Source organism: Candidatus Palauibacter sp., from assembly GCF_965216145.1.
In the GTDB taxonomy this organism is placed as follows: domain Bacteria; phylum Gemmatimonadota; class Gemmatimonadetes; order Palauibacterales; family Palauibacteraceae; genus Palauibacter.
The window spans coordinates 783,735-796,704 of record NZ_OZ244149.1; the positions used below are offsets into that span (position 1 = coordinate 783,735).

Here is a 12,970-nt window from a genome sequence, read left to right on the forward strand (position 1 = left end):
GCAACAGCGTGGGACCCGGAGGTAAGCGCGTCCGCCGAACCGCAGGCGCGAAGCTAAGGAAAGGCGGGCGTACGGTCGGGGGCACGATCGACTCCGCCTTGCGCAGCGGTAAGTCGGGAGAAGAGATCCTCCAAGCCAAAGCCGGCCTCCCACACCGTGCTGTCGATGCGGATTCGCGGCGAGCCCGAATCCAACTCCAGACGGAGTCCGGCCGCGCCTTTGACGGTCACACTTTCGCGGACGCTCTCAAAGTTGTCCAGATCAGCGCAGATGTCTTCGAGACGCACGCCGATTCCGTCGACGAAGCGCATACATCGGCGAACAGTCTCGGTGTCCGGATCCTCGGGTCCGACGCTGATCGGCACCACGCAGAGGAGGTAGTCGGATTTGTGTTCGACGGAGGTTCGCGCCTGGACGGACGTCATCCTCACGCTGTCGTCGCGGGCGGACTTGATCTCGACAAGCCAGGTCCGGTCGCGGCGGGTCAATTTGAGCTGGATCTGTTCGTCGTCCGCAGTCGAGCCGGGCTGTATGGCGAAGTCCGAGCCCTTGCCGGTACGGCAGACGTCGAAGTCCTCGTCCTCCAAACTCTCCTTGACCAACTCCTCGACGAGCGCACCCAATCTCTGATTCTCGCGTACCATGCGACGGCGCTCTCGGCGTTCTTCGAGGTGGTCGAAGAGTTTCCCGTCCTCCTGGATGTCCTCGGCGAGCACCTGCAAACGGTCCCAGTTGCTCCCGACGGACGTTAGTAGCTGCGCGAGGGTCTCGTCCAAGGCCTCCCGCTGCTCGCTGTCAGTCGCGAAGAGCTCCATGATGAGTTCAGGCACGCTGACCCGGAGCGCCTTCAGGAGGGCGACGACCGGCGGACTCCCCTGGAGGAGGTCCGTTGGCCATCCGCTGTTGCGGACGAGCTTCGCGAGGGAGTGCGCGCTCGCTCGGTCACTACGTCGGCCTTCCAACGGAACCCATTTATTGCGGACAAGGGGGACCAGCCACGCTGCGGGGTACAAGCGGTGAGGCGACCCGCATACACACATCGACTCCTCGGCCTCTAGTCCCTGGACGTCCTCGACGGCAAGCCATCCAGTGAGGAAGTCCCAAAAGAGCAATGCCTGCTTCCGGCTCTGGCGGACCCTATCCAGAATCCCGATGTCCTTCGTCGACAGGAAGGCGACGTTCGTGACCTCGACGGCGTCGGCTACCTTGTGTTCGATCTCACCCTCTTCGCCTTCGGGCAGTGGCTCATCTGGAAGAAACTCACCGAACGATACCGATCGGGCGTAGAGGACACTCGCGCGGAGGAAACCGCGCTGGTCGAGTGCAGACCACACCGAGGGCCTCTCAAGCTCGGCAGCGAAGTCGTCAGCGAGTATGCGGCGCCGGGGAAAAAGGTCCGCGTATCGCTGGAGTGGTCCCGGCCATGTCCGCACGGGCGCGAGGGGTCGCTCGAGGGCGTCGTCTTCGTGTCGGAGCAGCTTTACGGAAGTGCCTGAGTCACCGTCGTCCGAGAACGCCGGGAACCCTTCTAGGTGACGCCAGTGATTGTGCGCGGCGAGCCAGCCGAAGAGTCGGACGCTCGCGACCTTGGAGTCTTCGTCGAGAGACTTCTCCATGCGGTCGCGTAGGCAGTCGATCAGCTTCGGGATGACATAGTCGCTGTCGAAATCACCCGCTCCGGGTCGGTCGGAGAGCGTGACGAAACTCGCATCACGTAGCTTCGCACGGAGGTTCCAGCCGACGAGTTGCGCGATCTCCTTCAACTCATCGGCGATGTCCCGGTCACGATGCAGATTCTGAAGTGTGTTGAACCGACCGTTCTGGTCCGGGACGATCTCTAGATTTCGTAGCGCGTCGTCAAAGCCGTTAGCAGCCAGGAACCTGTGCAGCTCGTCCAGCCACGTCGCCGCGTTGGCATCCCCCAGCCGGTCTTGTAATGCACTCAGCGATCCGGCGTCACGGGCGTGGCCAGCGAGGTCACGGCCATCCATCGTCTCTTCGAGTTCGCCGAGGTCGCACTTGTACAGGGCCGCCCAGCTTCGGGCCGCACCACACCAGCCCCAAGCCTCCTCTTGCTTGGGAAGTGCGTCCTTGAGATCCGTCAGGGCACGGGCGAGCGACCACAGCCGATCCGCCGCCTGCCGGGAGTTGGCCGTCGGCAGCGAGGAGGCATTTGGTACGAGAGCGCTACCGGACTCTGTCAGAATCGACGGCGTGGCGCGGATTGGATCGATCAGATGCTTCCTGAGGCAATCGCGCAGCCAGCCCTCGTCCAGCCACCTTTGTGCCCGGACGGGCGGCACTTCGGCGAGTACGTACGTGCGCCCCCAGCCTGACGTCGCCGCGAATTCCGCGATCAAGAGAAGCAGTTCGCAGGCCTTCTTGATGACTGCCTGATTCTCGCGGTTGACCTGATCGTCGCTTTGTCCGAGATAGACGCCGTCCCGCTCCTCGGTGGGCGAGAACCGCAGGCTGTGAACAACGGCGGGGAAGCAAAAATCCTCCGTCCCGATCAAGGGGAACCCCAACAGCAGCTTCGTAGCACCTGCCGGCGACACCAGGGCCATGTCTTCGCCCCGGCGCTCGAAGGGGACCGCCACGGTTACCCCATCGATTTCCGCGACGACGTGCCTAAGGCGCTGCGGCGGTGCGCTGTCGGGCGCTCCGACGTTGACTTCCACTTCCTTGATGTGCTCGGCGAGGACGCACCGTTTCCTCAGTTCGAGAACGATTCCGGAATCCGCCATCAGGACCTGAATGCGCTTGAACTCCTGGTTGACAGCGGTCACGTAGGGCCCGGATAGCTTCAAGGCCCGCACACCCCTCTCCACAGCCTCCAAAGCGCGCTCGTCGATCCGATACCGAAACGTGGTGCGCGCTCCCGGAATGTTGCTGTCGCCCGCAGGCGCCAGAGAGGATTTGAATGCCTCGAATGAGGCGTCCATGCGGCTCTGCAGATCAGCCACGGACTCGCCCCCCCGGTCGAGCTGGAAATCGAAGGTTTGGCCGTTCGTCAGTTGTCCGGACACCTCGATGGTGGGGGACAGCAGGTGCGTCGTCAGGAATCCGCTGCCGAATTGGCCGATCGGGTCGTCGCACTCGAGTTTCGTCGAGCCGTAATAGATGAGGTGTGTGATCTCCTCGGGCTCGAATCCGCGCCCGTTGTGGCTGAAGGTCAGTTCGACGTCGCGCACCTCCACCGAGACGACGAGGCTGCCGTTTCCTACCGAGACATCTCGGGCGTTCTGGAGAAGCTCCCAAATCCAGCGTGGGAGGACGCGCGATCGGTTGGACTCCAAGGTTCGGAGGTGCCTGTGTACACCCTGAGCCGTGTTGAGGGCGAGGATCTGCGTCTTCGCCCGGTCCCAGTCGTGTGGCTCCGGCCGGCGGTTGGCGGACGCTCCGGCATCAGTTGGCACGGTCAGCAGCCGTAGCGGCGCGCCGGTTGCCCGCCCGGAGTGGCGTTAGATCGACGTGTTTCGGACATAATCGACTCCCTTTTCTCAAAGGCGTACGGATTCATTTCACTTCACCAAATGCGATACATTTGTCAAGGCATTGCCGCGCAGACGTCGGCGGGTTTCGGGCTTCGATCTGACAGGAGAGCGCGGCCATTGCGAAGAGCCGAGACCGGAGCATGGATGCCGTACCCGCTCTCGGCGTAGCCTCAATCCAGCTTCAGCCCCGCAATCCATCCGTCCGGCGAACCATGTGTCGCTTCAGCAGCCACGAGACGGTTTGGGCTGCGGCAGACGCCACGTCGCAGGGGGTGTCATCCAGCGTATCCGGAGTGTTTTCGAACCGCCCCGGCTCGATCTTGATTGCGTCACCGATACGTAGTTTGGGGTGGGCGTGCACGGACAGGCCATAATACGCCGCGTCCCAACCCGCCGCGAGTTGAGGATCGTCGAGCTTGTCTCGGATGCTCTTGGTCATTTGTCGCCGCGGCAGGCCAGACCAATGATGGTCGCCACCCTTGAGTCTCTCCTCGAGCGCTCGCATGATCGGCTGCTCGGCCCCCGGATCGATCTCCGCGATCCTCGTGGCCTCGGCCCGCACGAAACCGCGTAAGCTCGGCGCTTCGTTTTCGGCGTTCCGCTGCTCGATCACCGGTATCCCCTGCAGCCTGCCCTCAGCCCGCTTCCTCGCAAACACTGCCCCCACGTAGATCTTCGCACCTGCCGCTTGGCGGTCGGGACAGAGCTCGAGGAGATAGAACAGATCGTGCATTGCTTCGAATGCAAGCCGAGCCGTCGTCCAATTCGTTCGCGGAACGTCGGACAGTTGGAGCAGAAGGGTAGCTCGTGCCGCTTCAAGCACCTGCGATGCAAGGTCGAGCTTCGCGACTTGGCAGAGGATACCATCGCCCGTGACTCTCTCGCCTCGCAGAAGTGCATCCAACTCTCGGATGGAACCCGTGAGATTTGAAAGCGAACGGGAGGGGTCGGCTTCAGAGGAATCGTTCATAGCTACTCCAGTCGACCGATGTCTTTCTTCGCTCTTCTGGAGTTCGAGTTTCAGCTTGGTAATCCGCCTCTGCTGGATGAGTAGAATGACTCCACCGATAATCGCCGCCAGCGCGGCGCCACCCGCGATCACGTCAATCAAGTTGGCCACACAGCCGCCCGGGGCTCGGGTGTTGTGCGGGCAAGTGGAGAACGACTCTCCCGGTTGCCGGTCTCAATGCTTGCGAGTTCGGATATCCTCACGCCGGGCCTCTCCTTCGCCACTTATCGTGGGGAGCCGACTATGCGGTTTCGGGCGAGCAGCTCGCGCAGCGCCGCATCGTCCGTGATGTCGGGGTGCCAGCCATAGGCGGCGGCGACTGCGGCGTCGAGTCGGGTGTGGGCATCGGCGAGCCATTGCGGTCGCGTGTTGTAGAGGTTGGTCAGGGTGCGCTTCTTGAGCGCGCTTGCAGCCTTATCGTCCCGGGCGACCGGGCGGGGGGGGATAGCCGACGACGGGTTCCTCGACCCACTCCACCCACTCGGGCGGGTTGAGCCAGCGGTCGCGGAGTTCGACGAGCCGCCGTGCCGCCGAGGCGATCGCCTGCGCGCGTGGATCCGTGAGGTAGTCGGTGGCGGGCACGTCGGGTGAGAGTCCTTCCGGGAAGGGGAAGGTCTCGAAGGTCGTGGTGGGAGTGTAGCGGGGACGGTCCTCCAGGCTGGTCCCCTTGCGGAGTGCCCAGGCCTCGTGGAAGCGGCTGTGCAGGATCCCGAACGTGGTGTCGTCGTCGCGGGCGATGGCGATCAGGGCACTGTCCGGCAGGATGCGGACATCGAGCCAATCGAACAGACGGTGCTTGGCGACTCGCGGGGTAACGATGTACCGAGACAGCCCGTCGACAGCTTCACGGAGGTTCTGTCGCGGCCGAAGATGTCTCCACCAGTGGAGGCGGTGGATTTCGTCACGGTTTCGCTGCCGCATCGGGAAGACGTGTTCCTGCGCGTGCTGGAAGGGGGCTTCGTACAGGGCGGCTTCCTCCTTCACCATGGTCCAGCCGAAATCGACGATCCACTTGTCGGCGGGGCGTCGGGTGATGGCCATGCCGTTCATCCACGGCGCGAGTACGTCCGAGTTGGGCCGACCGTGGGGATTAGCGGGTTCCCGAAGCCACTCCCGGGCGAGGTCGCCCGGCACGTCGAACGGGCCGCCCTTGGTGTCGCCCATGAAGGCCACGCCAGCGTTCCGGGCGAGGCGCCGCGCCTTCGTCAGATCGACGCCGGCCCCGCCGCGTCGCGCTGTCAAATCCGTGTAGATCTCGTCCACCGTCTCGCCGTCGAGCCGGCGCTCCGGCGTCAGTTCATCGTCCGCCTGCGAGAAGCACACCAGCGAGACGCGCACGGCCGCGCCATCGACCACCCACGGCTCGTCGCTCCAGGCGTCGAAGATCGGCCTGCCGCCCGTCGCTCCCTCCAGCGCTCGGCGGTTCGCTCCGCCGCGTATGGAGTTGGTCGCGACCAGGCCGACCCGCTTCGAGGCCCCTCCGCTCAGGTGTTCTCCGGCCTTCACGAACCAGTAGCAGACCAGGTCGGCCTCGCGGGGCACCCGGCCCTCGTACACCTGGAACAGGGTCGAGACGTATTCCTCGCCGAGGTTCGTGATGAGCAGCTTGCCGCCAAGAAACGGCGGGTTCCCGATGATGACGTCCGCCTCGGGCCACTCCGGCTCGCCGCCCTCGGAGGTCAGGATCGCGTCGCGGCACTCGATCGTCTCCAGCGGGTCGAGAACGGGCTCGCGAGAGCCCGGAAAGCCATTGCGCCGCATCCACTGGATCTCGCCGACCCACACGGAGACGCGGGCGAGTTCCGCCGCGTAGGCGTTCAGTTCGATCCCCTTCACGTTGGCGGGACCGATCGAGGGGAAGGCGCGCTGGAGTCCCAGCGCCTCGGCTTCCAGCTGCACCCGGTGCTCCAAGTCGTGGAGCGCGAGGTAGAGGAAGTTGCCGGAGCCGCAGGCGGGATCGAGCACGGTGAACTTCCGTAGCCGCTCGAGGAACGCGCCGAGCGAGTTCTCCGCCTGTTTGCGGTGCCGCGTCGCCGAAGCCCTTGATTTCGCTGCATTCGCGCGCTCGAGGCTGCTGGCGATCCCGGACTTCGCGGTCTCCCACTCGGCCAGCCACGGGCGGACGATCACCGGATCGATGAGCCGCATGATCTTGTCACGGTCCGTGTAGTGGGCCCCGAGCTGCGAGCGCTTGTCCGGGTCGAGGCCGCGCTCGAACAGCGTGCCCAGGATCGAGGGGTCGATGTTGGACCAGTCGAGTTCGGACGCCTCCAGCGTCGTCTCGATCTGGGCCTTGTCCATGGGGAGGGTCGCATCATCCTCGAACAGCCCGCCGTTGAACCACTCGACGGTCTCGAAGCCGACCCGGCCCCCTACGGACATCGCCCCGAACAGGTCGCGTGCCAGCGTCGCGAACTCCTCGGGCTGGCCGCGCGCGTGTTCGAGCATGCGGGTGAACATCGCGTCGGGGAGCAGTCCCACGTCCTCGGCGAACATGCAGAACACGAGGCGGTTCACGAAGTGCGCCACCTCCTGCGGCGCGTGGCCCTCGTCTCGGAGCGACTGCGCGAGCTCGGCGAAGGTCTTCGCGGCGCGTTCCGTCAGCGTCTGCCGGGTCTCGCCCGGCCGCAGCCGCTCCGGGTCGGACATCGCCCACTTGAGCTTGTCCCGGACATCAGCGTCGGCGAGATCGTCCAGCCCGAACTCCAGCATCTTGCTCACGGAGTTCGTCCAGTTCGTCCGGATCCGGAACCGTCGCATGTCCGAGACGATGAGGAGCGGCGGGTTCTCCAGCGCGAGCGCGTACTGCCTGAGCTGGTCGAACGCGGCGTCGAGATCGGCGTGCTTCCCCTTGTACTCCCAGGCGAAGCAGTGCCGCTTCCACACGTCCGCCCACCCCGCCCCGCCGGAGTCCTTGTGCGCTCCGCGCTCGAAGCAGTAGTGGTCGCCCTTGGGGTCGGCCTCGGCCGGCGTTGGTTCCCCGAGCAGCCGGCACAGATCGATGAAGTGCTCCTGCGCCGCGGAGCGCTCCTTCAGCTCCGAGGCCTGCCACTTCGCGATGAACTCGTTTGGCGTCATCGTTCTCCGGGTCTCGATGGATCACTGAAATCGTCCGTGCGACGCTCGCAGATGAGACGCTCAAGGCCGCGTTCAGCGGTGTCGTTAGTCATCCGGGTCTTCTGGCGTCGCGCTTTCGCTGACCATCGAGGAACCGGACAAGGCGCGAGGCCAGCGCTTCCAAGTCCGCGGTCTCGCATTCCCAGACTACGATTGCCTCCCAGCCGATTTCAGCAAGACCGCTCATGTTCCGGCGATCCCGAACCATGTTGGCGGTGAATTTGTTCTCCCAGAACGAGGTGCGAGTCTTCGGCGTGGTCGTCCGGCGACACCCCTCATGCCGATGCCAGAAACAGCCGTGGACGAAGATCACCTTCTTCCGACCGGGGAAGCAAATGTCGGGGGTTCCAGGCAGGTCTCGGCGATGGAGCCGATAACGGTAGCCGAGCGAGTGCAGAAGCCGCCTGACGGTGATTTCGGGCCTGGTGTTCTTGGCGCGAATGCTCGCCATGTTGGCGCTGCGTTCCGGTGAGGGTCCGGGTTCGTCCGCGGGCTTTGAGCGGGATTCACTCGGCAATCGTCAGCGCAGCATCTTCAGAAATCGTCGGATGAAGTTGAGCTCCAGAGCCCACGGCCTCCCGTCTTAAGCATAACGGCTTCGACGCTCCTGGGCGCCTCGACGGGACCCTAGGAGCGCGGCTCCCGGTCCCCGCTGCACCGTAGTTGAGGCCGAGATGAACCGAAGGGGCTACATTGGCGCTGTCCACCAGCGATCGACTCCTGTGAGAGATACTCCATGGCCAGCTCCCCTTCCGAGCGGGTTCACGAGGCACCGTTTCGCCCGAGGGCGAGGGTGCTCCAATTGCTCGGAGATGAACTGATCGGCACCCCGCGCTTGGCGGTGTTCGAGCTGGTGAAGAATGCATATGATGCGGACGCCACGGAGGTCTCTGTTCGGATCGACTTGGCTTCCGGCGGTCCTCCGACGATTACCGTGACGGACGACGGGGATGGCATGTCCCTCGATCTGCTTCGCTCGGTCTGGCTCGTACCAGGCGACGATCATCGGCGCAGGCAGCGAGAGGAAGGGACGCGCTCCGCCAAGCATCATCGGCTACCGCTTGGTGAGAAGGGGCTCGGGCGGTTCGCCGTCCACAAGCTTGGGAACCGGATCGACGTCACGACCCGGGCCGCAGAGTCCGATGAATGCGTGATCGATATCGACTGGAACGAGTTGATCGAGAAGCCTTTCCTCGATGAGGCCCCGGTTACTGTGCGCGAGCGCCCTGCCAAGCTGTTCACGGGTGGGAGGACGGGGACCCGGATCAGGATTTCTGAGCTACGGGGACCTGAGTGGCAGCGAGGAGAGATTCGGCGCCTGTCCAACCAAATCACATCGATCTGCTCTCCTTTCGAGGAGCCGGGCGGGTTCCGGGCCAAGCTGGAAGTTCCAGGTAGGGAAGATTGGATCAAGGATCTGCCCGACTTCAAGGAAATTCTGAACCGTGCGACCTGGAAATTCTCGTTTCGGCTTGATGAGACGGGCCGCTTCGATTTTGATTATCAGTTCCGTCGCGTTCCCGGTCTCAACCTCGACGGGCGTGAGGTCAGCAAGAGCGGCGATAAGCTGAAGCTGCCGCCAGCGACCAAGAGGGGCCGAGCAAGCGAGAGCGTGGTTGCCAACGCCGACACAACCCGCGGAATCGGACCCGTAACCGGTGAGTTCCATGTCTTCGACCGTGACCGCGAGGTGCTTCGCCGACTGGGAGATACTCGCCTTCTGACCAGCTATCTTGACGAGAATGGCGGGGTCCGGGTCTATCGGGATGGGATCCGCGTGTACAACTACGGAGAGCAGGGCGATGACTGGCTCGGTCTTGACCTCCGTCGTGTCAACATCCCCACGCGCCGGGTCAGCAGGAACATCATTCTGGGGGCGGTGCATCTGTCCATCGAATCCTCCGTCGACCTAGTCGAGAAAACCAACCGGGAAGGCTTCGTCGAGAACGACGCCTGCTCGCGACTGCGCGACATCGTATTGGGCGCCCTCGGGGCAATCGAGGAAGAGAGGCAGATCGACAAGGGGCGGATCCGGCAGCTCACTCAGAAGCCGACGGACGTCGCCTCTCGAATCGACAAGCCCATCGCGGAACTGAGAAGGGCGCTTGACGATCGGGGAGCTCGCGAGACGTTTGAGCCTTACGTTACGAAGATCGAGCGCGACTATGTCGACATGCAGGAGACGCTTCTGGCCGCGGGCATGTCGGGCCTCAACCTCGCGGTCGTCTTTCACGAAGTCGATAGGGGCGTTCGTGTCCTGCATCGGGTCATCGCCGAAGGAAAGGACGTGGAGGGCGCAGTCCGCCAAGCCGAGGAACTCATGCGGGTTCTGGGCGGCTTCTCGACGCTTCTGCGGCGAGACAGCAAGCGGCGGCATCGTGCGAGCAGACTCGTAAGTGCGGCGCGGCAGTTCAACCTCTTGCGCCTACGCCACCATCGCCTCCGCTTCCAGTGTCCCGTACTCGACGGCGTCGGTGACTTCGATTCCAGCTTCACCTTCGGTTTGGTGTTGGGAGCCCTGAACAACTTGATAGATAACGCGCTGTACTGGATGCGAGTGAGATGGCCGGAACGCCCGGACGATCACGCCACTTCCAGACGCTGCTTGTTCGTGGGCACGTCTCACGACTTCGACCACGGCCCCGCCATCCTGGTGGCGGACAGCGGTACGGGATTCCGCGATTCTCCAGAGCATATCACACGACCGTTCTTCACCCGGAAACCCAGCGGCATGGGGCTTGGCCTTTACTATGCGAACTTGGCCATGGAACTCAACGGTGGCCAACTGGCGTTCCCCGAAAGGGGCGAGGTGGAAGTTCCCAAGGAATACGATGGCGCCATCGTCGCGATGATCTTCAAAGAGTAGAGGCATGCTCGGGTCTCCGCGAATCATCGCGATCGACGATCAGCGCGATCATCTGGCCGCTCTCGCCAATTGTCTCAACCGGAACGGGGTCGCGTGTCTCCAGATTCGTTTCACCGGGGATTCGACGGGAATCAAGGCCTGTCCTGATGTACGCATCATCTTTGCGGATCTCGAACTCGTACCAGGAGCACGGTTTGACCCCACGGCCGATTTTGCGGCGCTCGGCTCGCTTCTCGAGAACACCATCAAACCGGAGGGCCCGTACTACATCGTGCTCTGGACTCAGTATCCCCGGCAGGCTCCAGCGCTTCGCGAATTCCTCGACGAGCGGCTAAGCGATGGCGTGACGAAGCCGTTCGACGTCTGTCCGCTGCCCAAGTCCGAACACATCGACCAAGACGGCAACACCTCCGATGAGAGGCTGATGGAGGCGATCTACGACATCGTGCGCGGGCTGCCACAGGTCGGAGCACTGTTCGAGTGGGAGGGACAGGTGCTCGGCGCCGCGGGGCGCACAGTGTCTTCGGTCCTCGCGCTGGTGTCGACGGGGGACGCGAACGGGCGTGCCGACCGGTTGGGCAGGATTCTTGGATGGCTCGCGGTAGAGGCGGTCGGGAAAGAACATGTAGAACGTGATCGTTTCCGCGCGATCAACGAGGCGCTGCTACCGATCCTAGCCGACCGAGTTGCCGAGATGGGCGTGGATGGGCTTGACGAGCAGCTATGGAGCGAGGCGTTCACGATTCCTGAGACCGATGTGAGGTCTTCGGTCGACAAGGCGGCCAGACTCAACCGTTTGGTTCACATTGCGGATCCCGGAAACATCTCTTCCACCGAGCGAGGGGCTGTAGTCCTGCTGCCCGAGTCACATCGCTCCGGCTTTCAGGATCGATTCGGGATCTCCGAGGCGGACGCGGCGGCCAGATTGTTCCGCTGCAAAGACTTCGATCCGACAAACTCTCGATTCCGTTGGATCTTGGTTCAGTGCCAAGCGGCTTGCGACCACGCGCAGGGCAATCCTGGTACCGTGCCCTTCTATCTCGGTCTTGATTTCCCCGAAGAGAATCGATCGAGCAACAAGCCGTCTGAATCGACGTGGCGTGGACCAGTCTTCGAATTGGGAGGTGAGACCCGTCGGCTGAGGGTCCACGCAGGTTCTTCGTTGTCGGTCGCGCCCGACGCGATGCAGGATGTCACACCGCTCTACCGTCTCCGCGAGCAGATTCTAAACGACCTCATTTACCATCTCCACAGCCACGGTGCCCGGCCCGGCATCATCTCGTTCGGTAAGACGTGATGGCCGGGATCGTGAAGTCGTCGAGCAGGTGTCCTTAGCGAACCACAAGATCATTCTCTGGACGCCAACGACCGGACCACGGCTTCCATTACGGGCGGGCAGACTCCGTTTCCGAGCAGCTTGATCCGGTCTCGACGGGTCCCGACGGGAAGCTTGAAATCGTCACTGTGTCCCATCGCCCGACGGAGCTCGGGAACCTGCAACATCCGCATTCTCCACATGTCTCCGTCATGCTCGACCAAAGCAAACCGATCCACCGTGGTAATCGTGCGCAGCGGCCGGTCGAGCTGTTGCCAGCCACCGCTTCCATCGTTGCCGTAGTAGACCAGTAGGAAGCTGGCCCGGCCGCCCAGGCCCTCGAACGCACGCTTCGCCTTGGCGAGCGTTGCCTTCGCTCTCCGCGGACTGAACAGCGGCGACATCCTCCAAGTTCCGGTCTCATCAAGGACGTGACGGGCGGGGACGGGCGGTTCACCCTGGCCCGAGAGTTCGAATCCGAGGTCTTGCTCACGGTCTCCCGTTAGGAATAGCCGTCGCCGCGACTGCGGGACCCCGAAGTCCGCTGAGTTCAGCACACGTTCTTCAAGCTTGTAGCCGACTTGGCGGAGGCCATTCTTCAACTCGTCATACCGCGACCACGGACGCATATGGATCACGTTCTCTAACACCAACCACCTGGGTTCAAATGCCCGAGCGTACTCGATGGTGAGGAGCGCCGTTTCCCGACTAGCCTCGTCACGCGGAGCGGCGCCGCGAGCGCAGGTATGGTTCCGGCACTCCGGTGATGCCAGCAAGAGATCGATGCGGCCTAGGCGGTGCTTTAGGTCGGCGAGATCGATGTCTTCAAGTCGGCTCTGGATGACCTCGGCGCGCGGAAAATTGGCCGTGTAGGTCTCAGTGGCGATCGGACATGCGTCGATCCCCGCTACGATCTCGGCACCGGCGGCGGCCGCGCCGACGCTGCTGCCGCCCGCGCCGCAGAACATGTCGAGAGTGCGAACCATGCCCGTCAAGAAGGCCACCCCCAGCTGAAGTTCGTGATGACGGTGAGTTGGCTCGCCTGCACGCGTATCGGACGCCCTCCTCGGGCGGGGAAACCAACCCCGATGACAGGTGTGACTCGTGTGGACAACCCGCAGATCAGTTCCGTAAGAGTCATCCTGGATTCAGTTAAAGGCAGGTCG

Annotated in this window: 7 protein-coding genes; 2 read left to right on the plus strand and 5 right to left on the minus strand. The window is 63.4% G+C overall.

Going from position 1 to position 12,970, the window contains the following annotated elements; all coding sequences use genetic code 11:
* Positions 1–53 precede the first annotated feature (53 nt).
* From ACOOHF_RS03455 to ACOOHF_RS03470, 4 genes are all read right to left on the minus strand, one after another.
* The gene (locus ACOOHF_RS03455) at positions 54–3,419 is read right to left on the minus strand and encodes a sacsin N-terminal ATP-binding-like domain-containing protein (protein WP_420463384.1); all 3,366 of its coding nucleotides are present in this window, start codon (positions 3,417–3,419) and stop codon (positions 54–56) included.
* A 259-nt stretch (positions 3,420–3,678) separates the two neighbouring features.
* The gene (locus ACOOHF_RS03460) at positions 3,679–4,617 is read right to left on the minus strand and encodes a hypothetical protein (RefSeq protein WP_420463385.1); all 939 of its coding nucleotides are present in this window, start codon (positions 4,615–4,617) and stop codon (positions 3,679–3,681) included.
* 303 nt (positions 4,618–4,920) lie between these two features.
* Positions 4,921–7,584 (minus strand): class I SAM-dependent DNA methyltransferase, encoded by a 2,664-nt coding sequence (locus tag ACOOHF_RS03465; RefSeq protein ID WP_420463386.1) that lies wholly within the window; start codon positions 7,582–7,584, stop codon positions 4,921–4,923.
* 88 nt (positions 7,585–7,672) lie between these two features.
* On the minus strand, positions 7,673–8,140 hold the full coding sequence (locus tag ACOOHF_RS03470) for a very short patch repair endonuclease (protein WP_420463387.1): 468 nt from the start codon (positions 8,138–8,140) through the stop codon (positions 7,673–7,675).
* Positions 8,141–8,416: 276 nt separating this feature from the next.
* Between ACOOHF_RS03470 and ACOOHF_RS03475 the strand changes: the two genes are divergently transcribed.
* Together ACOOHF_RS03475 and ACOOHF_RS03480 are read left to right on the plus strand one after the other, a co-directional pair.
* A complete protein-coding gene (locus ACOOHF_RS03475) occupies positions 8,417–10,489 on the plus strand; it encodes an ATP-binding protein (protein ID WP_420463388.1) in 2,073 nt (690 codons plus the stop codon).
* 4 nt (positions 10,490–10,493) lie between these two features.
* Positions 10,494–11,786, plus strand: a complete 1,293-nt coding sequence (locus ACOOHF_RS03480; RefSeq protein WP_420463389.1) for a hypothetical protein — start codon at positions 10,494–10,496, stop codon at positions 11,784–11,786.
* A gap of 50 nt (positions 11,787–11,836) precedes the next feature.
* Here the strand turns inward: ACOOHF_RS03480 and ACOOHF_RS03485 are convergent, their stop codons facing one another.
* Positions 11,837–12,790 carry a DNA cytosine methyltransferase gene (locus ACOOHF_RS03485; protein WP_420464327.1) on the minus strand — a complete coding sequence of 318 codons (954 nt, stop codon included), beginning with the start codon at positions 12,788–12,790 and terminating at the stop codon, positions 11,837–11,839.
* Positions 12,791–12,970 lie beyond the last annotated feature (180 nt).

Coding starts and splice junctions, on each gene's coding strand:
- ACOOHF_RS03485 (WP_420464327.1), bottom strand. CDS start 12,790: ATGGTTCGCACTCTCGACATGTTCTGCGGCGCGGGCGGCAGCAGCGTC.
- ACOOHF_RS03465 (WP_420463386.1), bottom strand. CDS start 7,584: ATGACGCCAAACGAGTTCATCGCGAAGTGGCAGGCCTCGGAGCTGAAG.
- ACOOHF_RS03480 (WP_420463389.1), top strand. CDS start 10,494: ATGCTCGGGTCTCCGCGAATCATCGCGATCGACGATCAGCGCGATCAT.